Origin of the sequence: Pseudomonas sp. 10-1B, from assembly GCF_000935045.1 — a bacterium.
Lineage (GTDB): Bacteria > Pseudomonadota > Gammaproteobacteria > Pseudomonadales > Pseudomonadaceae > Aquipseudomonas.
Window position 1 is genome coordinate 244,065 of record NZ_JYKS01000005.1, and the last position, 23,304, is coordinate 267,368.

The window sequence follows — 23,304 nt, forward strand, 5'->3', positions numbered from 1 at the left end:
AGAGGGAAAAGCTTGCGAGTGGTCACGCGAAGTTTGGCGACAGAACGTGTCCACCCGCACCACCCCCGATACGCGCATTTCTAAGAACGCATGAATCTGGGCAGGCGGTCATTAAGCCAAGAGCGTGACCGTCACGTCAATACACTTTATGTGTACTCGTCGTCACGCCCAGAGGATTGCACACACTGCAAATCCTCAAGAGGGCCTTATCTACCATGCGTAGACGCCATCCTCGCCGTTCGTCGGCACCCATAGCCAAAACTGTGTTCGTGCACGCCTATCCACGCTACCGCTTCGGTCGCTGGGAGCATGTCTGCCAGCACTATCGTAGCGCCCCCCATCAGCTCACGCTCGATCTCTAGCAACTCAACCTGGCCATACCCGCTCGGGTATGGCCACTCCACAGACATTGCCTACTACGGGGTGCCCTATGGCAGAGAAAGTGACTTGCGATGTGTGCGGCTCAATTTACAGTCTCCAAGCAATCAAGATCCCAGTGAGAGACAAAGACAGCATAGAATGCTTCGTCTGCGACAGTCGTCTAAAGAGTTGGAACGGATCGAAGATGTGGTCGGCAGAGCTACTGGAACGCAACGAGAATCACAAACCCACTACGTCTGATTGAGCGCGCAACGATGAAGGGTGGTTATCGCATGTATCGTTGTGGCCACCTCATCGACGGTAAGGCGCACATAACGAGTACACAGCAGGGTTGCTGACTCAGCGCGATTACTCAGTCAATTGGCGATCCGAATACCCATATTTTTTGCAATCGACTAACCAGCAGCCGCACGGTCAGCAAGTAGTAGTAACGCGTTGCCTCGCTGCGGTTACCGAGGTGATGATCGAGAAACCAGGCCACATGCTTTCTCTGCCAACTCCAAGGAGTTCCTAGCTGCCAACGCTTTGTAATCTCAGCCTGCATGATTTTCGCCTGTCGCACATGACGTTGCCGAGTTGAGTGCGAGCCGACCAGTACTCCAGCCAAGAACAACTCCATGTCGAATGGCTTGCTCATAACTGCCCCCCTATATAGGCAGCGACCACATCTATCCGACCGTGACCCAGCTCATGGCTGATTTGCCTTCGAGCCTCACGATCTAGGTTCCTTTCTACCTGACAACATTGGCCTCGGTTGATGGGGGCGATCTGTTGGGTGAGCTGCCCATACCGTTCACATGCATACGCTGCCCGTAGTTCATGAAAGCCTTTGAGATTGTGTGCATGAAGGATGTCCCGTGCAGGGCGGATGATTTCTTGCAGAACATTCAGGTAGCTTTCGTTGGGCGCAATCAGGTTGTGGCTACCCGCAGGCGACACCTGCCGTGCAAACCCAAGTGCATCTTGAACATGGTCGTCCACCGGGATCCATCGTGGCGCCGAGGCGCCAGCGCGGCCGCCTTTGGTGCCATCCTGAATATTGATCTTGCCTAGGTTGTTAGCCTCACGGCTTAGCCGTGACAGGTCAGCCAAGATGGCCTCACGCAAGCGCATACCGGTGGCTCGCGCCAACAGAGCGATGGCGGCGGCCCGTTGCTGATGATTGCGGCAAAGCGCATTGACGATCTCTTTAACCTGTTCGCGGTCTTGGCCCTGCGGTACCGCCTGGCGAACCCCGGTGCGCTGCATACCCAACGCCTCGCTCGGACTTGGTAACTTGACGCACTGATCATCGCGAAGCGCCGCCATGGTTCTGTTAACGCTGGATAGCCGGTTTTGTGCGGTGCTGACGGCGAGATCACCGCACCCAACCAGGTCACGCAGATAAGCCGCATAGTCGGCCAACACCTTTCGATCAATGTGCCGCGCATCATTGATACCGGGCCCTTGTTCGGAGCGGCACCATTTCACGAATGCCTGCCACCGGTCACATTGCGCCTTGACCGTGCCGTAGTGGCCACCGCCGAACATGTCTTGCAGCGCCTGCGGTCCTGCGTAGCTCAGTTGCCTGCCGTAGCCGAAATTGCGGCCATCGCGTCTACCCACCAATGCCATGCCGGTCACCCCATCGTTCGCTCTCCGATCCTCGCCCCACGTCATCCCGCCAAGAATGCTGAGTGTTATCAGGGATCAAGGCCCCTGCGACCTGTGGGGATATCCTCTAACGCGGGACTGGCGGCTCCTTACGACCGGGAGCAAGGGCATCTCATGATCTTGCCTCCTGAGCACCGTTACCGGTGGGCGGGTGGAGGCAGCACTGGCTGACGAGACCAGCGCCTGAAGATCCTGAATCTGGTGAACGCAGCGGTGCGATGACCGGGGCATGCCTGACTGTCAGTCAGGTGCAGTCCATTCCCTGGTCTGCGGCACCATCATCTGCAGCGCTGTTGCTGGTGACATCGGCGTTTGTCACGCCGATTGTCACGAGAGGAGTTGCCGCAAAGCCAAGTGCGGTGAGGGCTGCGGCAGTGTTAGAAGCGCCCGTCTCTTTCCAGGTGAAAGAGACGGGCGCAGGTTGGCGCAAGAATCGACCACGCGGATAGGTTGCTGCAGGGCAGCGAAGTAGGAAGTGTTGTCTGGCGCACGAGGGCCAAGATGTGAAGTAGGCATCCATCACCGGGGAGGTGACCTGGCGAGCTGCCGGACGCGAATCGCCATTTGGGGGGAGAACCACCGCGGGAGCGGCGTGACCTTGAAGGTTCGGGTCACCTGGGGTGCTGTCATCGACAGCGCTTGCACGGCCAGTTCTACGCCTGTGGATAAACCCGGTCAAGGGTCGAAATCCAGCTCTCTTGGAGACGTGAAAAGCGGTTATCCAATCGGTGGAATTCCGTGGTGCACCCCGGACAACGTCGTGGCTTTTAGCTCTTCAAAGTAAGGTCCATCCAAACAGGGCGGCTTTGCAGCCCTGCTTGGATGGACCCGCGTGAAAGAGCAGCCAGCGCCGATCTTGCAGGCTCACCCGCGATTGAATGCGCCATGACCATTTGGCAAGGCTGTGACGTTGTCGCCTACCGGATAGGCAAACTCATGCGGGGTGACATGGCCCGATCTGTTGGCGTCGATGTAGTTACTCCACCACGCCATGATCAACCGACGCTGCTCCAGAAATTGGGCCTTGTGGATGTATGCGGCGCGCACGCGGTTACGCTCCTGATGGCTCATCTGCCGCTCAATCGCCGCATCCGTCCATAGCCCTGATTCGAGTAAGGCACTACAAGCCATGGTTCTGAAACCATGTCCACAAACGTCCTTGGTGGTGTCGTATCCCATGTTGCGCAGCACCTGGTTAACCGTATTCTCCGACAAGGGTTTCCAGTACCTGTGATCACCGGGCAACACGAGTTCAGAGAACCGATTCAAGCTGCGCAGCCGTTCAAGGATCTCGATGACTTGAGGCGACAGCGGCACTATCTGAATGTCTCCACTCATCTTGGTCCCGCGCGTGGAATAGCGGACGCCTTCAATCGGCTTACGGGTATCGGGGATCTCCCACATCGCACGTTGCCGAACTCATCCCACCGGGCGAAGCGCAGTTCGCTGGAGCGCACGAACACATGCAGCGTCAGCAGCACTGCGAGCCGGGTCAGCTCGCGACCAGTGTAATTGTCGAGTCGGCTCAACAATTCAGGAAGGCGATTCAGCGAGAGTGCAGGACGGTGCACGCTGCGCGGCGCTTGAATCGAGCCAGCCAGATCGAGCGCCGGGTTTTGAGTGATCTGCCGCGCCCGCTTCGCACCCCGCATGATCGTGGAGAGATAGTTCTGCACACGTAGCGCTACATCCATAGTGCCGCGATCCTTGATTCGCTGGGTGACCTCAAGCAGATCGTGGGTGTCGAGTTCAGCGATAGGCCGCTGACCTATCAGTGGGAACACATGGGTGCGCAACCTGCTCAGCACCGTCTTGGCGTGCCCCTCAGTCCAACGCCGAGACATTTCGACGTGCCACTCCAGGGCGACGGTTTCAAACAGAAGACTCGCCCGCTGAGCTGCGATCTTGGCCTTCTGCTTTTCTTCCATCGGATCAAGGTTGTCGAGCAACAGAGCCTTGGCCTCATCGCGCTTGGTCCTCGCAACGGCCAATGAAACGATGGGGTACTTGCCGATGATCAGCGTGCCTTCCTTGCCGTTGGGTTTGAAATACCGCAGCCGCCAAGTCTTCGAGCCACAGGGCGCGACGTACAGGTACATGCCCCCGCCGTCGAACAGTTTGTAGGCGCGATCACGCGGCTTGGCCGTGCGGCATTTGAGGTCGCTGAGCAGAGTGGCTAGGCGCGGCATAGGGGTACGTTCTCCATTCAGGAAAGACGCTGTACCCCAAAAATACCCCCGGTTATTGGGGATATTGTTGGTTCCCGACGGAGGGTCGTGGAAATGAAAAACCGGCCAGAAGGCCGGTTTAGAGGGCTTCCAAAGCATTCAGCGGAATGCAGTGGAGCTGGATGTGGTGCCGGAGACAGGAATCGAACCTGCGACCTTCGCGTTACGAGTGCGCTGCTCTACCGACTGAGCTACACCGGCGTGTAGCGCAACGTACCACTGCCGCACCCGTTACGCAAACCCCTGTTTCCCCTGGCTTATTACCCCAGCCTCAAGGCGCCTTGCACCCTTTCGGCGCCAGGTCTTCCTCGATGTCGGTGGTGCAGCCCCACCCACCCGGCGTGCGGGCCAGGGTCAGGGCCTTGCCCAGCACATTGGCCGGGGCATCCACCAACGTGCAAACGATGCTCCCGGTGCCATCCGCCGCCTTGCCGTTGGCGGTGATCGCACAGTGCGCGGTCGCCGGCCGGCCACCCAGCGCGGCCACGTCCGCTACATCCTTCCCGTCATTCAACCGTAGATCCATCGCGGTCTTCAGCGCGCTGATTTCCAGCAACCCGGCCGCCGCCTTCGAGCGTGACTGGTGGTTGGTGTACATCGGTAAGGCGATGGTCGCCAGAATGCCGATGATCGCGACAACGATCATCAGTTCGATCAGGGTGATACCGCGTTGCCCTTTCATGAACATTTTCCTTTTTGATACGCATACGTATTGAGGTCAGGCTCGCCCCAACTGGCAGCGGCGCAGTAGGCCTGAACAGACACCTTTTGTCACCCCTGCCGGCTTGGGGGTCATCGTCGCTGAACTACTCTAGTGAGCATCACGGACGCGCGCCCTTCCAAGGACGCGGCAAGCTGTTTCGAAGCTTGTCGCACGGGTAAAAAAGGACCTTTGCATGACCTCATCGACACTCCTCTACAACTGGCATGGCACCGATGCCAACGGCACACCGGTCAGTGGCCAAACGCCCGGGCGCAGCCCGGCCTATGTCCGTGCTGGGCTGATCCGCCAGGGCATCAAAGTGGCCAGCTTGCGGCCTGCCGGCGGGCTGACCTGGCGCTGGCCAAAACGGCGGGCGCAAGCCGACCCGGCGGGGTTCAGCCGGCAGTTGGCGACGTTGCTCAAAGCAGGGGTACCGCTGCTGCAGGCGTTCGAGGTGATGGGGCGCAGTGGCTGCGATGCAGCACAGGCGGCGTTGCTGGATAGATTGAAACAGGATGTGGCCTCGGGCCTGGGGCTGGCGGATGCGTTGCAGCGGCATCCGGGGTGGTTCGACGCGTTGTACTGCAACCTGGTGCGGGTCGGTGAGCAATCCGGCACGCTCGACCGGCAACTGGAACAGCTGGCGACCATGCTGGAACAGCGTCAGGCCCTGCACAAGAAGGTGCGCAAGGCGATGATCTACCCGCTGCTGCTGTTGCTGACCGGGCTGGGGGTATCGGCGATTTTGTTGCTGGAGGTGATTCCGCGGTTCGAGCAGTTGTTCGCGGGCTTCGATACAGCGTTGCCGGCGCTCACTCAATGGGTAATCGACTTGTCCACAGGCCTGGGGCGATCCGCGCCGCTGTTGCTGGTGATGGGGGCGGTGTTGGGTTTTGCCGGGCGCCAGCTGTACAGGCAGCATGCGCCTGCGCGCCTGTGGATATCTCGACGGGTGTTGAGCCTGCCGGTGTTCGGCAAGTTGCTGGGCCAGGCGGCGCTGGCGCGTTTTGCGCGCAGCCTGGCAACGTCGTACGCCGCCGGGGTACCGTTGCTGGATGCGCTGGGTACGGTGGCCACGGTCTGTGGTGGCGACCTGCATGAGCAGGCGGTGTTGCGGCTGCGCCAGGGCATGGCCAATGGGCAAGGGCTGAACCAGGCGATGGCCAGTGAAGCGCTGTTTCCACCACTACTGGTGCAACTGACCGCCATCGGTGAATCCAGCGGCACGCTGGACCAGATGCTGGAAAAGGCCGCCAGCCACTACGAAGAACAGGTCAGCCAATCGCTGGACCAGTTGACCAGCCTGCTGGAGCCAGCCATCGTGCTGATCCTGGGCTTGCTGGTAGGCGGCCTGGTAGTGGCGATGTACCTGCCGATCTTCCAGTTGGGTAGCTTGATCTGAACATGACTTCATGGACTTTCCTGGCTGAGCAGCCAGCGTACTTCCTCACCCTGGCCACAGTGCTCGGGCTGCTGGTGGGCAGTTTTCTCAACGTGCTGGTGTACCGCCTGCCGATCATGCTGGAGCGGCAATGGCAACGTGAAGCGCAGGAGGTGCTGGGGCTGCCGAGCACGCAGCACGAGCGTTTCGACCTGTGCCTGCCGGCCTCGCGCTGCCCGCAATGTGCGCATCAGATTCGGGCATGGGAAAACATTCCAGTAGTCAGCTACCTGGCCCTGCGCGGGCGTTGCTCATCCTGCAAAACCCGCATCAGCCCACGCTACCCATTGGTGGAGGTGGCCTGTGCGCTGCTGTCGCTGGTGGTGGCCTGGCGCTTCGGCGTCTCGGCCCAAGCCTTGCTGGCACTGCCGCTGACTTGGTGCCTGCTGGCGCTAAGCCTGATCGATGCCAAGCACCAGTTGTTGCCGGATGTGCTGGTGCTGCCGATGTTGTGGCTGGGGCTGATCGTGAATGCCTTCGGCATCTACGCGCCGCTGACCGATGCGCTGTGGGGCGCCGTGGCCGGGTACCTCAGCCTGTGGACGGTGTACTGGGTGTTCAAGCTGGTCACCGGCAAGGACGGCATGGGCTACGGCGACTTCAAGCTGATGGCGCTGATCGGGGCCTGGGGCGGCTGGCAGGTGCTGCCGTTGACACTGCTGTTGTCATCGCTGGTCGGGGCACTGGTCGGCCTGTGCCTGCTGCGTTTACGCCGGCATGCCATGGGCACGGCCATCCCGTTCGGCCCTTATCTGGCGATTGCGGGGTGGATTGCCGTGCTCTGGGGTGATGAAATATACGTCTCTTACATGCAACAGTTTGGATACTGATGACCACTGCGGCCTTCACCCCCTGGATTCTCGGCCTGACCGGCGGCATCGGTAGCGGCAAGAGCGCCGCTGCCGAGCGCTTCGTCGAGCTTGGCGTGCACCTGGTCGATGCCGACCAGGCGGCACGCTGGGTAGTCGAACCTGGCCGCCCGGCCCTGACCAGCATCGTCGAGCGCTTCGGCCCTGGCGTACTGCAGGCGGACGGCCAACTCGATCGTGCGGCCCTGCGCCAGCTGATCTTCGCCGACCCGGCGCAGCGCAAATGGCTGGAACAATTGCTGCACCCACTGATCGGGCAGGAAATTTTCAGCTACCTGGCCAAGGCGGAGTCACCTTATGCGATATATGTGTCGCCGCTGTTGATCGAGTCGGGCCAGTACCAAAAAACCCAGCGCGTGCTGGTGATCGACGCGCCGCAGGAACTGCAGGTGGCGCGCACCTTGGCGCGTGACAACACCAGTGCCGAGCAGGTGCAGGCGATTCTCAAGGCCCAGCTGGCCCGTGAGGAACGCCTGCGCCATGCCGATGATGTGCTGGTCAATGACAGTGGCTTGGCTGCGCTGCATGAGCAGATCGACCGTCTGCACCACTTTTACCTGACTTTACGAGGAGGCCAGCCATGAGCCAGCCATTGACCGTCGATTGCCCGACCTGTGGCGCACCTGTGGAATGGAACGAAAAAAGCGCGTTCCGACCGTTTTGTTCGGACCGCTGCAAACTGATCGACCTGGGTGCGTGGGCGGCTGAAGAGCACAAGATTCCGGGGGCGGAAGAGTCCGAGGATGAGCTGTATTCCGGGGACCTGGAGCCGCGGCACTGAGCTGATTGCAAGGTGGCTGTGCCGCCCTTTTTGCGGGTAAACCCGCTCCCACAGGGGCCTCACCGTTTCAGTGGGAGCGGGTTTACCCGCGAAAGGCCCGGAACAGCCAACACAAAATCACCGCTCATCGTCCTTCCAGGGCGCCTGCAAATACCGCGTGCGGTTGAATGTTTCCAGCCACTCCGGGCAAAACACCACCAGCGCACTGATCACCATGCCGTTGATGAACGCCTCGGGGAACATCATCAGCCACAGGTAGCCGACAAAGTCGCTGAGCCATTCCGGCATGGCAAAGCGCCCGTCCAGCCACAACAAGCCCAGCCCGGCCACCAGGCAGGCCAGCACCGTCAGCGCTGCGGGGAAGAACCCTGAACAGAAGATATACACGAACAGGTTACGCGGCTGAGCCCGCTCGACCAGCAGCGCGCACGCCTCGGTAATCAGCACCGGCAAACCAACCAGCAACAAGCCATTCACCCCCAGCGCCGCCAGGTCCTGGCGCCCCAGCAGCAGCAAGCCGACCTGGGCCATGCACCCACCCAGTACCGCCAGCGGCCAGTCCAGCAACAGCGTGACCGCCGTCATGCCAATGAAGTGGTACGACACGCCGGTATCGAAATCACGCCTGACCAGCCACAGAGCAAACAGGCAGAACACCGTGCCAAACAACAGATGCTGGCGGCGCCGGTCGGTGAACAGTTCCACCCAGCGGGCGCGGCTGGCCGCCCAGATCAGCAACGGCACGTAACCAAGCCAGCCAAGCGTAAGGGTGGTGCCGGACAACACCTGCGCGCTGATCACCTGCGAATGCCCCTGTCACTGTTGTGGATTAAAGCCAGTCTACACCCATTCAAATTCAGCATCTTATCGTCATGGTTTAGCGGCTAAGCTTGTCTGCATGGATGACTCAGACTACTTGCGCCTGCTTACCATCCAGGCCGAACAAGCTAATGCCTTTCTCTCCAATGCACGCAAATGGGAGCGTGAGCGTTGGGTGTGCCAGCGCCTGCTGCAAGGGCTGAACATCCCCTACCGCAGCGAGGACTTCACCCCAGCCGGCCAAGAGCCACCAGACGTGCTGTTTCGCGACGCGGCCTTCGAGGTGTTTTTCGTACTCGACGAGGGCCGCCGGCTGAACGATGAGTGGCGCGAAGAGCTGCAGCGCCGGCGCAGCGCGTTTTCCCTGGCGCAGCTGGTACGCCGCGAAGCACGTCCACGGCGCATCAGCGCCACCGAGTTGCTCGGGCGCCTGGCGCCTACCTTGCGCAAGAAGGCACACAACTACCGGGAACGCGGGCTGGAGCTGAACGAACTGGACATCATCGCCTTCGCCAGCCTCAAGCGCGAAGTGCTCGACCTCAATACCCACTTCCCGCCGCCCACCGAATACCTGCGCCAGGGCTGGAGGTCGTTGTCGCTGGTCGGGCCGACGTTTGCCCGGGTGCTGTTCGCCCACCCCGACGCGCCGGATTTCCTGCGTGGCAACCTGGGCCGCAGCATTGTTTTCGACGTGGGCATCAGTCTTTGATCCAGTGCACCGAGTGTTTGCGATGGCGTACACTCGGCGCCAGAGATAGAAAGCATTATCATTTGTCTCAAGCGCCTGCGCGAACGCTGTAGCGTTTGCGCAGTCACAAACGTCTACCTGACGAGGCCCACCATGACCAGCCGCCTGAACCCGGAAGATCAGCGTCGTGTCGATGAGTATCTGCGAGCCCCCCAGCACCAAGTCGAGCGCAGGCCCTTCCGGCCGTGGTTGCTCCTTGTGCTGGTGCTGGCCGTGACCATCGGGTTGGGTCTCATCAGCCGCCTGCTCAGTGGACTGGTGCTATGAGCTGCTTCGCGCTCGCCCTCCCCTCATGCAGTTTGCGGCCGGCCCACAGGGCCACGAATTCCGTAAACCTTATGAGATATCCCCATGACTCATCGCATCGTGATTGTCGGCGGCGGCGCCGGCGGCCTGGAACTGGCGACCCGCCTGGGTAAAAGCCTGGGCAAGCGCAAGCAGGCCGAGATCACCCTGGTCGACGCCAACCTCACGCACATCTGGAAGCCGCTGCTGCACGAAGTGGCTGCCGGCTCGCTGAACTCCTCGGAAGACGAACTGAACTACGTGGCCCAGGCCAAGTGGAACCATTTCAATTTCCAGTTGGGGCGCATGAGTGGCCTGGACCGTGAGGGCAAGCAGATTCAACTGGCAGCCACCCTCGACGAAGAGGGCCGCGAGCTGCTGCCTGCGCGCACCCTGGGTTACGACACCCTGGTCATCGCCGTGGGCTCCAACACCAACGACTTCGGCACCCTGGGCGCGGCGCAGCACTGCCTGTTCCTGGACACCCGCAAACAGGCCGAGCGCTTCCACCAGCAGTTGCTCAACCACTACCTGCGCGCCCATGCCGGCGACGTGGCCAGCGAGCAAATCAGCGTAGCCATCGTCGGCGCCGGTGCCACTGGCGTGGAACTGGCGGCCGAACTGCACCATGCAGCCCACGAGCTGGCGGCCTATGGCCTGGACCGCATCCAGCCCAAGGACATGCACATCACCATTATCGAGGCGGGCCCGCGCGTGCTGCCGGCATTGCCCGAGCGCATCAGCGTGCCGGTGCACAAGACGCTGGAAAAACTCGGCGTGAAGGTGATGACCAATGCTGCGGTCAGTGAAGTGACCGAAGACGGCCTGAAAACCAAGGACGGTGAAGTGATCCAGGCCAGCCTGAAGGTGTGGGCGGCCGGTATCCGTGCTCCGGGCTTCCTCAAGGACATCGATGGCCTGGAAACCAACCGCATCAACCAACTGGTAGTGCGCCCTACCCTGCAGACCACCCGCGATGACAACATCTTCGCCTTCGGTGACTGCGCCGCCTGCCCGCAACCGGGCAGCGACCGCAGCGTGCCGCCACGGGCCCAGGCGGCGCACCAGCAGGCTTCGATGCTGGCGCAGAGCCTGAAGGCGCGCTTGGAGAACAAGCCACTGCCAACTTATGAGTACAAGGACTACGGCTCGCTGGTATCGCTGTCGCGTTTCTCGGCGGTGGGCAACCTGATGGGTAACCTGATGGGCAGCGTGAAGCTGGAAGGCTGGCTGGCGCGGATGTTCTATGTGTCGCTGTACCGCATGCACCAGATGGCGCTGTACGGGTTCTTCCGCACCGCGTTGATGATGCTGGGTAGCAAGATTGGTCGGGGTACCGAGCCGCGCCTGAAGCTGCACTGACAGGCCCTCAATGGAGGTTGCCTGTACTGGCCTCATCGCCGGCAAGCCGACTCCCACAGCGACTGCACAAGACTCGAGTCTATGGAGCTCCCTGTGGGAGCCGGCTTGCCGGCGCGATAGGGCCGGTAGCCCTCCCACAAAGCTGTCGCCGAGATGCACCGAAAGGTGCATTTTTTGCGGGATAAGTTCAAGGCAAAAGAAAAAGGGCATCTCATTCGAGATGCCCTTTTTACATGGTGGGTCGTGTAGGATTCGAACCTACGACCAATTGGTTAAAAGCCAACTGCTCTACCAACTGAGCTAACGACCCGGAAAATGGTCGGGGTGAGGGGATTCGAACTCCTGACATCCTGCTCCCAAAGCAGGCGCGCTACCGGACTGCGCTACACCCCGAGATTGGCTCCGCGACCTGGACTCGAACCAGGGACCCAATGATTAACAGTCATTTGCTCTACCGACTGAGCTATCGCGGAACTGAACTTCGGTACATCTTTACAACTTCGAAGCTTGTGTTAGCTTCGTTCTCTTTAGCTATCCGCTTTCGCGTTGTCGCTGCTGAGGCCGGCTATTCTACATTCTTCGTTTTGCTTGTCAACCACTTTTTTTCGTTCAACTTACTGATTTGTAAGTTGTTTTGCGGTCACCGATGTTGCTGGTGATTCGCTTAGTGCCTGACAACGCGGCGTATATTAGGGGCACTTGGATTTTGATGCAAGCAAAAATTTCAAAATTTTCAGCAAGTTATCCAGGAGTGCCGGAAAGCCCCAGATTTGCTGGGGTCGTACTGGTCTCTTCGCGGGTGAACCCGCTCCCACAGAGTAAAAAAAGCCCCGCAGGTGCGGGGCTCATGGTGAAACAAATTAACTGAAGACGATTTCGTCGCCTTCCACCTTGGCGGTAATCGCCGTCCCCGGCAAGAACTTGCCCGCCAGGATCAACTGCGCCAGCGGGTTCTCGATCCAGCGCTGGATCGCCCGCTTCAGCGGCCGTGCGCCATACACCGGGTCGTAACCCACGGCAATCAGCTTGTCCAACGCCTCCGGGCTCAGGCTCAGCGACAGTTCGCGCTCCAGCAAGCGACTGCGCAGGCGGCCCAGCTGGATTTCGGTAATACCGGCAATCTGCTCGCGGCCGAGTGGTTCGAACACCACCACTTCGTCAATCCGGTTGATGAACTCTGGACGGAAGTGCGAACCCACCGCATCCATCACCGCCGCACGCTGCGCCTCGCGGTCACCCACCAGTTCCTGGATCTGCGCCGAGCCCAGGTTGGAGGTCATCACGATCACGGTGTTGCGGAAGTCCACGGTGCGCCCGTGGCTGTCGGTCAGGCGGCCGTCTTCCAGCACCTGCAGCAGCACGTTGAACACATCCGGGTGAGCCTTCTCCACCTCGTCCAGCAGCACCACCGAGTAAGGCTTGCGCCGTACCGCCTCGGTCAGGTAGCCGCCCTCTTCATACCCTACATAGCCTGGTGGGGCACCGATCAGGCGAGCCACGGAGTGTTTCTCCATGAACTCCGACATGTCGATGCGCACCATCGCCTCTTCGGTGTCGAACAGGAACTCGGCCAGCGCCTTGCACAGCTCGGTCTTGCCCACACCGGTCGGGCCAAGGAACAGGAACGAGCCACTGGGCCGGTTCGGGTCGGACAGCCCGGCACGCGAACGGCGCACGGCGTTGGCCACGGCGGTTACCGCCTCGCCCTGGCCGATCACGCGCTGGTGCAGCAGCTCTTCCATCTTCAGCAGCTTCTCGCGCTCGCCTTCGAGCATCTTGGCCACCGGGATGCCAGTCCACTTGGACACCACTTCGGCAATTTCTTCCTCGGTAACCTTGTTGCGCAGCAACTGGTTTTCGGTCTTGCCGTGCTGGTCGACCATCTGCAGGCTGCGCTCCAGGTCCGGGATCACCCCGTACTGCAGCTCGGCCATGCGGCTCAGGTCGCCTTTACGACGAGCGGTCTCCAGTTCCTGGCGGGCCTGCTCGATCTTTTGCTGGATCTGCGCCGAACCCTGCACTTCGGCCTTCTCGGAAGCCCAGATTTCTTCCAGGTCGGCGTACTCACGCTCCAGCCGCTCGATTTCCTCGGTCAGTTTCTCCAGGCGTTTTTTCGCCGCTTCGTCTTCTTCCTTCTTCAGCGCCTGGGACTCCACCTTCAGTTGGATCAGGCGGCGGTCGAGGCGGTCGAGCACTTCCGGCTTGGAATCGATCTCCATGCGAATGCGGCTGGCCGCTTCGTCGATCAGGTCGATGGCCTTGTCCGGCAGCTGACGGTCAGTGATGTAGCGGTGGCTGAGCTTGGCCGCGGCAATGATGGCGCCGTCGGTGATGGCCACCTTGTGGTGCACTTCATAACGCTCTTTCAGGCCACGCAGGATGGCGATAGTGTCTTCCTCGCTCGGCTCCTCGACCAGCACCTTCTGGAAGCGGCGCTCCAGGGCGGCGTCCTTCTCGATGAACTGGCGGTACTCGTTGAGCGTGGTCGCACCCACACAATGCAGCTCGCCACGTGCCAGGGCCGGCTTGAGCATGTTGCCGGCGTCCATGGCGCCCTCGCCTTTGCCGGCGCCGACCATGGTGTGCAGTTCGTCGATGAACAGGATGATCTGGCCTTCCTGCTTGGACAGCTCGTTCAGCAGCGCCTTCAGGCGCTCTTCGAACTCGCCACGGTACTTGGCACCGGCGATCAGCGCGCCCATGTCCAGCGCCAGCAGGCGTTTGCCTTTCAGGCCGTCGGGCACCTCGCCATTGATGATGCGCTGGGCCAGGCCTTCGGCGATGGCGGTCTTGCCCACGCCAGGTTCACCGATCAGTACCGGGTTGTTCTTGGTACGGCGTTGCAGCACCTGCACGGTGCGGCGGATTTCGTCGTCACGGCCGATCACCGGGTCCAGCTTGCCCTCTTCGGCACGCTTGGTCAGGTCGACGGTGTACTTGTCCAGCGCCTGGCGCGATTCCTCGGCGTTGGCGTCGTTCACCGCGGCGCCGCCGCGCAGGTTGTTGATGGCGTTTTCCAGGGCCTTCTTGCTCACGCCCTGGCCCAGCAGCAACTTGCCGAGCTTGCTGTTCTCGTCCATGGCGGCCAGCAGCACCAGCTCGCTGGAAATGAACTGGTCGCCCTTCTGCTGGGCCAGGCGATCGGCCTGGTTGAGCAGGCGCGCCAGGTCCTGCGACATGTTCACGTCGCCGGTGGGGTTCTGGATTTTCGGTAGCTGGTCGAGCTCCTTCACCAGCGCCTGGCGCAGGCTGTTGATGTCGAAGCCCACCTGCATCAGCAGCGGCTTGATCGAACCGCCCTGCTGCTCGAGCAGTGCTTGCATCAGGTGCACGGGCTCGATGGCAGGGTGGTCCATGCCGACGGCCAGGGATTGGGCATCGGATAATGCAAGCTGCAGCTTGCTGGTCAAACGGTCTATTCGCATGGGGGTACCTTCCTTTAAAGGGCAGGTCGGAGCGATGGACAGCGCCTGTTTTATGAAGAACCTGCCTGAGATGACCTTATAGATAAGGCTGATTCTGGAAGATTCAAGCGTAGCGGGGTTGACGGGAGTCAACCTGTTGGATTAGTGCTGGGGCCATTCGCGGGCAAGCCCGCTCCCACAGATGCACCACAGGTTCGAAGATGGTGATTTACCTGTAGGAGCGGGTTTACCCGCGAAGGGGCCGCTACAGGCTAGCGCGACTCCAGCCACACCAGGGAAGCGAAGCGCCCACCCTGCGGGGTACGGCGATAGGAGAAGAACCGTTCATCGCTGACCGTGCACCAGCCACCACCATAAACGGCAGTCACGCCACGAGCCGCCAGGCGAATGCGCGCCAGTTCATAGATGTCGGCCATCAGCTTGCCCGGCCGTTCGCCGTCGACGAAAGCCCGAGCCGCTTCGGGGTGCACCGCGGTAAAGGCATCACGCACTTCCAGCCCCACTTCGAAGGCTTGCGGGCCAATGGCCGGCCCCAACCACACCAGCACCTCGTCAGGCGGCAGTGCCAGGCGGTCCAGGGTGGCTTCCAGCACACCACCGGCCAACCCGCGCCAGCCGGCATGCGCAGCCGCCACACGGGTGCCGGCCCTGTCGCAGAACAACGCAGGCAGGCAATCGGCGGTCATCACGGCGCAGGCGATGCCTGGCTGGTCGGTCCAACTGGCGTCGGCCTCGGCCACCACGGCCGGGTCGGCATCCGCCACCACCAGCCCATGCACCTGCTTGAGCCAGGCCGGCTGGATGGCGAACTGGTCGCTCAGGCGACGGCGGTTCTCGGCCACCGCGGCAGGGTCATCCCCTACATGGTCGCCAAGGTTGAAAGTTTCATAGGGCGGCAGGCTGACGCCGCCCTGGCGGGTGGTGACACAGGCGCGAACCGAGGCCGGGGCCGGCCAGTCAGGAAACAGCAGCGACTGCGTCAGACCACTCATCCGATAAAGCTCTCGCGGTCGTGGCTCAACAGCGACAGCAACCAGACGAAGTCATCCGGCAGCGCCGATTCCCACTCCATGCGCTCGCCGGTAGTCGGGTGTACCAGCGCCAGGAAGCGGGCGTGCAGGGCCTGGCGCGGGAAGGTCTTCACCGCCTCGACCATGGTCGGGCTCGCAGCCGGCGGAATGCGGAAGCGCCCGCCATAGGTTTGGTCGCCAACCAACGGGTAGCCGACGTGGGCCATGTGCACACGGATCTGGTGGGTACGGCCGGTTTCCAGTTTCACTCGTACGTGGGTGTGCGAGCGGAAGCGCTTGAGCACCCGGTAATGGCTGACCGCCGGCTTGCCGCCGTCGGTTACCGCCATGCGCTGGCGCATGCCGCCGTGGCGGCCGATGGGCGCATCGATCTTGCCACCAGCAGTTACCACGCCAACCACTATGCATTCATAGATGCGGCTGACCGTACGCTTCTGCAACTGGTCGACCAGAGCGGTTTGCGCCTGTAGCGTCTTGGCCACCACCATCAGGCCGGTGGTGTCCTTGTCCAGGCGATGCACGATGCCGGCGCGCGGTACGTTGATGATGTCGGGCACATGGTGCAGCAAGGCGTTCAGCAAGGTGCCGCTGGCATGCCCGGCAGCCGGGTGCACCACCAGGCCGGCAGGCTTGTTGATCACCAGGATCTGGTCGTCTTCATAGACGATGTCCAGCGCGATGTCCTCGGCCTCCCACTCGCCCTGGGCCTCTTGCTCGGCCTCCAGGGCCAGCACAGCGCCACCATGGACGGTGTCGCGCGGGCGCAGGACAGCGCCATCGACCGTCAGACGGCCTTCTTTGATCCACGTAGTCAGCCGCGAGCGCGAATACTCGTCGAACAATTGGGCGGCGACCTGGTCGAGGCGTTGACCGCCCAGTTCGGACGGTACCTCTGCGCTAAGTTGAATGATCTCGGACATGCTCGATTCGGCGGGCGCACAGCCTTTGGTTTCGGCTGCGAGCTTGTGGTTAAATACGGCTTCTTTTGTCCCGGGGTTGGCCGGGGCGCTCATCATAACAGGACGGCACCGCCCAAGACAGCGGCCGTCAAAGGGACGCAAGCCGCCATGCAAGTGAAACACCTGCTGCTGATCGCCATCCTCGGGCTCACCGCGGCCTGTTCCTCCAATAAGGAAGTCATTGACGAGAACCTCAGCGAAGCCGAGCTGTACCAGCAGGCGCAAGCTGACCTGGACAACTCCAGCTACACCAGTGCCGTGAACAAACTCAAGGCCCTGGAATCGCGCTACCCGTTCGGCCGCTATGCCGACCAGGCACAGCTCGAGCTGATCTACGCCAACTACAAGAACTCCGAGCCCGAGGCTGCCAAGTCGGCCGCCGAGCGCTTCATCCGCCTGCACCCGCAGCACCCGAACGTCGACTATGCCTACTACCTCAAGGGCCTGACCTCGTTCGACCAGGACCGTGGCCTGCTGGCGCGCTTCCTGCCGCTGGACATGACCAAGCGTGACCCGGGTGCCGCCCGTGACTCGTACAACGAGTTCGCCCAGCTGACCAGCCGTTTCCCCAACAGCCGCTACGCACCAGACGCCAAGCAGCGCATGATCTACCTGCGCAACCTGCTGGCCTCGTACGAAATCCACGTGGCCGATTACTACCTGGGCCGCCAGGCTTATGTAGCCGCCGCCAACCGTGGCCGCTACGTGGTGGAAAACTTCCAGGAAACCCCATCGGTGGGCGACGGCCTGGCGGTGATGGTCGAGTCGTACCAGAAGCTGCACCTGGACGAACTGGCCGCCACCAGCCTGGAAACCCTCAAGCTCAACTACCCGGACCACCCGAGCCTGGTCGACGGCCAATTCCAGCCCAAGCAGACCGAATCTGACGGCCGCGGCTGGCTGTCCAAGGCCACCCTGGGCCTGATCGAAACCGACACCCCGCTGCCGCCGGGCGAAACCCGCGCCAACCAGGACGTGGTCAAGCAGTTCCAGGACGCCCGCGACGAGATGCCGCAAGAACTGCTGCCGAAAGACGAGAACGGCGACCCGATCGTGCCGGAAGGGCCGAAAGAAGCCGAGAAAGACCGCTCCTGGTTCAGCTACATGACCTTTGGTCTGTTCGACTGATCCACAGCGGAACGAGAAAGGGAGACCCTGGGTCTCCCTTTTTTATTGGCCGCGCCCTAGACTGTTGACTTCTTCAATAGACAAGCTGGACACCATGGTTCGCCTACTTTTCTGGATCGCCCTGATCGCCGCCGCGTTCTGGCTGTGGCGCAAATTCAAAGCCAGCCAGCAGTCGCACCCAGAGCAAAAACTCGATGCGCCGCTGAAGATGGTGCGCTGCGCCCATTGTGGCGTGCACCTGCCCAACGACCGGGCGCTACAGCAGGGCAATGAGTGGTACTGCAGCCAGGCACACCTGCAGCAAGGCCCTGGCCGCCAAGACTGATCCAGCACCTCTTGAACCCCATCGCCGGCAAGCCAGCTCCCACAGGTACCCCGCAGGCCGTGAGCCTTGTGCAGTACCTGTGGGAGCAAGGCCCCGGCCGCCAAGGCTGAATCCAGCACCTCTTGAACCCCATCGCTGGCAAGCCAGCTCCCACAGATACACCGCAGGCCGTGAGCCTTGTGCAACCTGTGGGAGCAAGGCCCCGGCCGCCAAGGCTGAATCCAGCACCTCTTGAACCCCATCGCTGGCAAGCCAGCTCCCACAGGTACACCACAGGGCCTGAGGCTGTAGGTGAACCTGTGGGAGCTGGCTTGCCGGCGATAGGGCCGCAAAGCGGCCCCGGCAATCTCAGCCCAACCGCCCTGCTGGCGCATAGGGCGCCGGGTCGATGATCGGCTCGGCACCGGTCAGCAAATCGGTAAACAGCTGGCACGAAGCCGGCGCCAGCACCAGCCCGTTACGGTAATGCCCGCAGTTCAACCACAACCCTTCATGCCCCGGCACTGGCCCAATGTAAGGAATACCCTCCGGCGACCCCGGTCGCAGCCCGGCCCAGTGCGCCACCACCGTGGCCCCTTGCAGCTCAGGCAACAATTCCACCGCCGACGCCTTCAAACTCTCCAATGCCTCACCGGTCGGGGTCTTGTCGTACCCGGCATGCTCCAGCGTACTGCCCACCAGAATGTGCCCATCACGCCGCGGGATCGCATACCTCCCCTTGGCCAGCACCATGCTCGGCAGGAAGTCTTCGGCACACTTGAACAGGATCATCTGGCCCTTCACCGGCTCCACCGGCAGCTCGAGGCCCAGTGTACGCAGCAGGTCGCCACTCCAGGCGCCGGCACTAAGCACCACCTCATCCGCAGCCAGCACGCCGTCGGCCGTCTGCACACCGGTCACACGCCCATCCTGCTGGACGAAGCCGGTGATCTGGCAGTGTTCACGCAAGGTCACGTTTGGCAACGCCAGCAGCGCTGCCTTCAGCGATTTCACCAGGCGCGGGTTGCGCACGTTGGCCACGCCGGCCATGTAGATGGCGTGCTTGAAACCCGGCCCCAGCACCGGCACCGCGTCATACGCCGCCGATATATCCACGGCACGCAGCGGCCGCTGCTCACGCTCGGCCCAGGCCAGCGCTTCGGCTTCGTCGTCCAGGTCGAGCCAGTACAGGCCGGTGGTGTGCACTTCGGGGTCGATGCCGGTGCTGGCGAACAAGCGCTCGCCCAGCTGTGGATAAAAGTCCTGCGACCAGTGTGCCAGGGCGGTCACTGCCGGGCTGTAGCGCCATGGGTACAGTGGCGAAACGATGCCGCCACCGGCCCAGGACGACTCACGGCCAACCTCGCCTTGATCGCATACCACCACCTGGCCGACCTTGGCCGCCAGGTTGAACGCCGTCAGCAGGCCGATCACCCCGCCGCCGACCACCACTACTTGCTTGCTCATCTGTCGATCCAACACCTGAAGTAAAACCGCGATGCACCGGGCATCATTCAACCTTCAGCTCCCCCAGCAGTGCGCGCTGTGTTCAGCGGCACCCGGATTGCTCTGCACACCGGCCTGGTCGAGCTGGAAATCACCACAGCCATCCTGCGCCATCAGCCCATGCGGCAGCCGCCGGGCGCGCAACGTGAAGGTGTCGCTGTCGCGCCGGGCCTGCAGGCTGTAATAGCGGTTACCGTCGGGCAAGGCCGGGTCGCCCTCGGCGTATTGGCCGGTGCGCACGCGGTGACGCTCCAGGCGCAAGGCGGCATCATGCAGCAGGCCAACCACTTCGCTGCGTGCGGCTCGCCGAAGCTGGTCGCTGTAACTGGGGTAGGCAATGGCTGCCAGAATGCCGGTCACGGCCAGCACAATCAACAACTCGATCAGGCTCAAGCCTTGCTGCATGTCAGTCTCCTCTCAGTCTTTGCCGCCAGGTGAGGCGCTGGATTGTGTCGCCGGCCACGGCGTAGACCGCTTCCAAGACATGCCGTGATTGGGCCCGCTTGCTGACGGCGGTAATTCGGAACAGGGTGACCGGCTGCCCTTCGGGCATGTGCGCAGCGCGTTCGCTGACGCCCAGATTCTGTAGATGGAAATAGCCGGCCTGGGTGGTTTGCCACCGTCCAACCAGATCGTGCGGTCGGGCTGGCGGCAGGCACGCGTCACAAGGATCAAGGGGAGCCCGTTCGAGTTCGCGTTCCGCGGCCTGCAAGGCGGCCTCGGCCTCTTCCAGCGCCAGCAGGCCATCGCTCAGGTAGCCGGTCATGCGCGTTTCCACCAGCGCGTCGCGCAGGGCGGATGCGGCGAGCAGGCCTAACAACATGCTCAGGACCAAGGCTAGTAGAAGAACCACACCACGCTGGCGGCTCATGAAGCGGGTACCGGGTTGCGGATTGCGACGCTCAACTCATGACGCTGCTGAAGTTTGAGCGTGGGTTCGTAAAGCGTCAGGATGATATCCACCCGCTCCCCCTCTGCCATCTGCACGCGCTCGAGAAGCATCGCCTGCACATTCTCAACCAACGGCTGGGGATTGTTTTTTCCGCGTTTGAACCTCAGCGTATTGCCTTGGAGCTGGTAGACATATCTGCTGACCGGGTACATCAGTGGGTACCCGGCCTGGCGCTCTGCATCCACAGAGGCTTTTTTGAGGCAATCGGTCTGCAGAAACCAGTCAGGTGCTCCAGCTTGCCCAGGCAACTCTGCCACGACCAGACTGAGAGTGGATGCTTCGATCACCAAGGGGCGAGCGAATACCTGTTGCACAGTCGGGTCATCGAAATCGGCAGGTTTCAAACGCAAGCAACCGAACATCCCGGCCATGCGTATATCCTGAGCCATGCGCAGCAACGCCTGCCGCGCCTCGTCCTGCATGCGTATCGCAGTACTTTGTAGGCGCCAAGTCTTGTGGGCCGATGTGAACAGCTGACTAGCCGCCGTCAGCAGCATCAACCCGACACCCAGCGCCAACGTCAACTCAAGCAAGCCAAAACCATGTTGGGTACGCCTCATCGACGCCCCCGTTCATGCTCACTGTGCGCCGCCATTGCCGCCTGCCCATCGCGGCGCGCACTGTCCATGGCTTGCAAGGCCTGCAGTTGCAGCCCCGCGGCGGCGAACATACCCACGGCCACGACCGCCACCGCCAACAACACTTCCAGGAGCGTCATGCCCCTTTGTCTTGCGTGCATCCCTGCACCTCCTGCGACTTTTCCCGTTATTGCCTTCAACTTGGGCGACTGGACCTCTTGTCCACCCACCGGGAAGCTATAGCCAAGCACTTCCTGGGAGGAATGCACGGTGAAGCAACGCGGCGCAACACTGATACAAATGTTGTCGGCCTTGGCCGTGGCGGTGTTGCTGACACAGCTCGGCATGCCGGCCTACGCCAGGATGAGCGATGACCTACACAGGGCGGCAGCGGCCCGTGATCTGGCCCAGGCGCTGCGCAGTGCGCGCAGCCATGCGCTGTTGCAGGGTCAGCCGGTGCTGGTGCAGGCGTTGGACGGTGACTGGGGGAAGGGTTGGCGGGTGGCGCTGGAGCATAGCCAGCAGGTGCTGCGTGAGCAGCGGCTGGCACGGCCCCTGAAAATCGTCAGCAATCGCGGAGCGCAGTTCAAGTTCAGTGCGCAGGGGGTGCCGATGAACCTGGGTAATGGTTGGCTCGCGTTAACCTTGGAAGTGTGCGAGCGCTCAGCTGCCACCAGCCGTCATCAAGTGGTGATGGCATCGTCGGGAAGAGTCAACTTGCTTGCAGAGGATCGCAACAATACTCAATGTGCATCCTGATAGCCTTGAGTCGACCTTGCTGGCCCTATCGCCGGCAAGCCAGCTCCCACAGGAATAACACTGCCTTCAAGGCTTGTATTGTACCTGTGAGACCTAGCTGGTCTCATCTCCAGCAAGCAATCTTCTACATGGGTAACACTGCCTTCAGGGCTTGTGTTGTACCTGTGAGAGCTGGCTGGCCTCATCTCCAGCAACAATCTTCTACATGGGTAACACTGCCTTCAGGGCTTGTGTTGTACCTGTGAGACCTGGCTGGCCTCATCTCCAGCAACAATCTTCTACAGGGGTAACACTGCCTTCAGGGCTTGTGTTGTACCTGTGAGACCTGGCTGGTCTCATCTCCAGCAACAATCTTCTACAGGGGTAACACTGCCTTCTGGGCTTGTGTTGTACCTGTGGGAGCTGGCTTGCCGGCGATGAGGCCAGTACTGGCTTACATCAGATCAGCGAACGAACCCGCAGCTCTTTGGGCATCGAGAAGGTGATGTTCTCTGCCCGCCCATCCAGTTCTTCAGCGCCAGTGGCGCCCCAGGCCTTGAGCTGCTCGATCACACCGCGCACCAGCACTTCGGGGGCCGAAGCGCCGGCGGTGATGCCGATACGCGCCGCCTGGTCGAACCAGCCACGTTGCAGGTCCTCGGCACCGTCAATCAGGTAGGCCGGGGTGCCCATGCGCTCGGCCAGCTCGCGCAGGCGGTTGGAGTTGGAGCTGTTCGGGCTGCCGACCACCAACACCACATCGCACTCGCCCGCCAGTTGCTTGACCGCGTCCTGGCGGTTCTGGGTGGCGTAGCAGATATCGTCCTTGCGTGGGCCACCAATGTTCGGGAAGCGCGCACGCAGGGCGTCGATGACGCGGCTGGTGTCGTCCATCGACAGCGTGGTCTGGGTCACGAAAGCCAAGTGATCGGGGTCACGCACCTGCAGTTGAGCGACATCGTCTTCGTCTTCGACGAGGTAGATGGCGCCGCCGTTGCTGGCGTCATACTGGCCCATGGTGCCTTCGACTTCCGGGTGCCCTTCGTGGCCGATGAGAATGCACTCACGGCCATCGCGGCTGTACTTGGCCACCTCGATATGCACCTTGGTCACCAGTGGGCAGGTGGCATCGAACACTTTCAGGCCACGGCCAGCGGCTTCCTGGCGCACGGCCTGGGAAACACCATGGGCACTGAAGATGACGATGACATCGTCCGGCACCTGGTCCAGTTCTTCGACGAAGATTGCGCCACGGTTGCGCAGGTCTTCCACCACGAACTTGTTGTGCACCACTTCGTGCCGCACATAGATCGGCGGGCCGAAGACTTCCAGCGCGCGGTTGACGATCTCGATCGCCCGGTCGACCCCCGCGCAGAAGCCGCGAGGGTTGGCGAGTTTGATTTGCATGCTCGG

The 23,304-nt window shown here is 61.7% G+C and carries 23 protein-coding genes, 4 tRNA genes and 1 pseudogene; 10 read left to right on the forward strand and 18 right to left on the reverse strand.

What is annotated here, in order from left to right; translation table 11 throughout:
* Positions 1–733: 733 nt before the first annotated feature.
* The 5 genes and pseudogenes from TZ03_RS28345 to TZ03_RS04870 form a co-directional block, all read right to left on the reverse strand.
* Positions 734–1,018, reverse strand: coding sequence for a hypothetical protein (locus TZ03_RS28345; protein ID WP_082056543.1), 285 nt, complete (start codon positions 1,016–1,018; stop codon positions 734–736).
* Complete coding sequence (locus TZ03_RS04855; protein ID WP_051096135.1) at positions 1,015–1,995, reverse strand: integrase domain-containing protein; 981 nt, start codon at positions 1,993–1,995, stop codon at positions 1,015–1,017. Before TZ03_RS04855 ends, TZ03_RS28345 begins: the two co-directional genes overlap by 4 nt.
* Positions 1,996–2,898: 903 nt before the next feature.
* A pseudogene (locus tag TZ03_RS04860) lies at positions 2,899–4,223 on the reverse strand (tyrosine-type recombinase/integrase).
* Positions 4,224–4,387: 164 nt separating this feature from the next.
* Positions 4,388–4,463 (reverse strand) — tRNA-Thr (locus TZ03_RS04865).
* A 70-nt stretch (positions 4,464–4,533) separates the two neighbouring features.
* Positions 4,534–4,944, reverse strand: coding sequence for a pilin (locus TZ03_RS04870; protein WP_051096071.1), 411 nt, complete (start codon positions 4,942–4,944; stop codon positions 4,534–4,536).
* Positions 4,945–5,158: 214 nt separating this feature from the next.
* Between TZ03_RS04870 and TZ03_RS04875 the strand changes: the two genes are divergently transcribed.
* The 4 genes from TZ03_RS04875 to yacG are packed head-to-tail and all read left to right on the forward strand — an operon-like array spanning position 5,159 to position 8,056.
* On the forward strand, positions 5,159–6,367 hold the full coding sequence (locus TZ03_RS04875) for a type II secretion system F family protein (protein WP_051096072.1): 1,209 nt from the start codon (positions 5,159–5,161) through the stop codon (positions 6,365–6,367).
* Between the two features lie 2 nt (positions 6,368–6,369).
* On the forward strand, positions 6,370–7,236 hold the full coding sequence (locus TZ03_RS04880; RefSeq protein WP_051096073.1) for a prepilin peptidase: 867 nt from the start codon (positions 6,370–6,372) through the stop codon (positions 7,234–7,236).
* On the forward strand, positions 7,236–7,859 hold the full coding sequence (coaE, locus tag TZ03_RS04885; RefSeq protein WP_051096074.1) for a dephospho-CoA kinase: 624 nt from the start codon (positions 7,236–7,238) through the stop codon (positions 7,857–7,859). Before TZ03_RS04880 ends, coaE begins: the two co-directional genes overlap by 1 nt.
* The gene (yacG, locus tag TZ03_RS04890) at positions 7,856–8,056 is read left to right on the forward strand and encodes a DNA gyrase inhibitor YacG (protein WP_016484797.1); all 201 of its coding nucleotides are present in this window, start codon (positions 7,856–7,858) and stop codon (positions 8,054–8,056) included. Before coaE ends, yacG begins: the two co-directional genes overlap by 4 nt.
* Before the next feature lie 117 nt (positions 8,057–8,173).
* On the opposite strand, the gene TZ03_RS04895 is transcribed toward yacG, so the two are convergent.
* Complete coding sequence (locus tag TZ03_RS04895) at positions 8,174–8,857, reverse strand: energy-coupling factor ABC transporter permease (RefSeq protein ID WP_051096075.1); 684 nt, start codon at positions 8,855–8,857, stop codon at positions 8,174–8,176.
* Between the two features lie 97 nt (positions 8,858–8,954).
* Between TZ03_RS04895 and TZ03_RS04900 the strand changes: the two genes are divergently transcribed.
* From TZ03_RS04900 to TZ03_RS04910, 3 genes are all read left to right on the forward strand, one after another.
* On the forward strand, positions 8,955–9,584 hold the full coding sequence (locus TZ03_RS04900) for a DUF1780 domain-containing protein (RefSeq protein ID WP_013970766.1): 630 nt from the start codon (positions 8,955–8,957) through the stop codon (positions 9,582–9,584).
* Positions 9,585–9,716: 132 nt separating this feature from the next.
* The gene (locus TZ03_RS04905) at positions 9,717–9,890 is read left to right on the forward strand and encodes a DUF3094 domain-containing protein (RefSeq protein ID WP_008091951.1); all 174 of its coding nucleotides are present in this window, start codon (positions 9,717–9,719) and stop codon (positions 9,888–9,890) included.
* A gap of 84 nt (positions 9,891–9,974) precedes the next feature.
* Positions 9,975–11,270 carry an NAD(P)/FAD-dependent oxidoreductase gene (locus tag TZ03_RS04910; protein ID WP_051096077.1) on the forward strand — a complete coding sequence of 432 codons (1,296 nt, stop codon included), beginning with the start codon at positions 9,975–9,977 and terminating at the stop codon, positions 11,268–11,270.
* A 234-nt stretch (positions 11,271–11,504) separates the two neighbouring features.
* On the opposite strand, the gene TZ03_RS04915 is transcribed toward TZ03_RS04910, so the two are convergent.
* From TZ03_RS04915 to rluD, 6 genes are all read right to left on the reverse strand, one after another.
* Positions 11,505–11,580, reverse strand: a tRNA-Lys gene (locus TZ03_RS04915).
* Between the two features lie 6 nt (positions 11,581–11,586).
* A tRNA-Pro gene (locus TZ03_RS04920) sits at positions 11,587–11,663 on the reverse strand.
* 4 nt (positions 11,664–11,667) lie between these two features.
* Positions 11,668–11,743: transfer RNA gene (locus tag TZ03_RS04925), tRNA-Asn, on the reverse strand.
* Positions 11,744–12,130: 387 nt separating this feature from the next.
* On the reverse strand, positions 12,131–14,695 hold the full coding sequence (gene clpB, locus TZ03_RS04930; RefSeq protein ID WP_051096079.1) for an ATP-dependent chaperone ClpB: 2,565 nt from the start codon (positions 14,693–14,695) through the stop codon (positions 12,131–12,133).
* A gap of 251 nt (positions 14,696–14,946) precedes the next feature.
* A complete protein-coding gene (gene pgeF, locus TZ03_RS04935) occupies positions 14,947–15,687 on the reverse strand; it encodes a peptidoglycan editing factor PgeF (protein ID WP_051096081.1) in 741 nt (246 codons plus the stop codon).
* Positions 15,684–16,646, reverse strand: a complete 963-nt coding sequence (rluD, locus tag TZ03_RS04940) for a 23S rRNA pseudouridine(1911/1915/1917) synthase RluD (protein WP_051096142.1) — start codon at positions 16,644–16,646, stop codon at positions 15,684–15,686. Before rluD ends, pgeF begins: the two co-directional genes overlap by 4 nt.
* 147 nt (positions 16,647–16,793) lie before the next feature.
* Between rluD and TZ03_RS04945 the strand changes: the two genes are divergently transcribed.
* Both TZ03_RS04945 and TZ03_RS04950 read left to right on the forward strand, forming a co-directional pair.
* A complete protein-coding gene (locus tag TZ03_RS04945; RefSeq protein WP_051096083.1) occupies positions 16,794–17,813 on the forward strand; it encodes an outer membrane protein assembly factor BamD in 1,020 nt (339 codons plus the stop codon).
* A 94-nt stretch (positions 17,814–17,907) separates the two neighbouring features.
* Positions 17,908–18,138: a PP0621 family protein gene (locus tag TZ03_RS04950; RefSeq protein WP_051096085.1), complete on the forward strand. Its 231-nt coding sequence runs from the start codon at positions 17,908–17,910 to the stop codon at positions 18,136–18,138.
* Positions 18,139–18,486: 348 nt separating this feature from the next.
* Here TZ03_RS04950 and thiO read toward each other — a convergent pair whose 3' ends face one another.
* Genes thiO through TZ03_RS04975 form a run of 5 tightly spaced genes read right to left on the reverse strand, consistent with a single transcriptional unit; the run spans position 18,487 to position 21,314 of the window.
* Positions 18,487–19,584 carry a glycine oxidase ThiO gene (gene thiO, locus TZ03_RS04955; protein ID WP_051096087.1) on the reverse strand — a complete coding sequence of 366 codons (1,098 nt, stop codon included), beginning with the start codon at positions 19,582–19,584 and terminating at the stop codon, positions 18,487–18,489.
* A 54-nt stretch (positions 19,585–19,638) separates the two neighbouring features.
* Entirely contained in the window at positions 19,639–20,028 is a 390-nt protein-coding gene (locus tag TZ03_RS04960; RefSeq protein ID WP_051096089.1) for a type IV pilin protein, read from the reverse strand.
* A gap of 1 nt (position 20,029) precedes the next feature.
* Positions 20,030–20,494: a hypothetical protein gene (locus TZ03_RS04965; protein WP_051096091.1), complete on the reverse strand. Its 465-nt coding sequence runs from the start codon at positions 20,492–20,494 to the stop codon at positions 20,030–20,032.
* On the reverse strand, positions 20,491–21,135 hold the full coding sequence (locus tag TZ03_RS04970; RefSeq protein ID WP_051096093.1) for a PilW family protein: 645 nt from the start codon (positions 21,133–21,135) through the stop codon (positions 20,491–20,493). The genes TZ03_RS04965 and TZ03_RS04970 overlap by 4 nt, the downstream gene beginning before the upstream one ends.
* Positions 21,132–21,314 (reverse strand): prepilin-type N-terminal cleavage/methylation domain-containing protein, encoded by a 183-nt coding sequence (locus TZ03_RS04975; protein ID WP_051096095.1) that lies wholly within the window; start codon positions 21,312–21,314, stop codon positions 21,132–21,134. Before TZ03_RS04975 ends, TZ03_RS04970 begins: the two co-directional genes overlap by 4 nt.
* A gap of 109 nt (positions 21,315–21,423) precedes the next feature.
* Between TZ03_RS04975 and TZ03_RS04980 the strand changes: the two genes are divergently transcribed.
* Positions 21,424–21,912, forward strand: a complete 489-nt coding sequence (locus TZ03_RS04980) for a GspH/FimT family protein (RefSeq protein WP_051096096.1) — start codon at positions 21,424–21,426, stop codon at positions 21,910–21,912.
* A 438-nt stretch (positions 21,913–22,350) separates the two neighbouring features.
* Here TZ03_RS04980 and ispH read toward each other — a convergent pair whose 3' ends face one another.
* Positions 22,351–23,298, reverse strand: coding sequence for a 4-hydroxy-3-methylbut-2-enyl diphosphate reductase (gene ispH / locus TZ03_RS04985; RefSeq protein WP_051096102.1), 948 nt, complete (start codon positions 23,296–23,298; stop codon positions 22,351–22,353).
* Positions 23,299–23,304 lie beyond the last annotated feature (6 nt).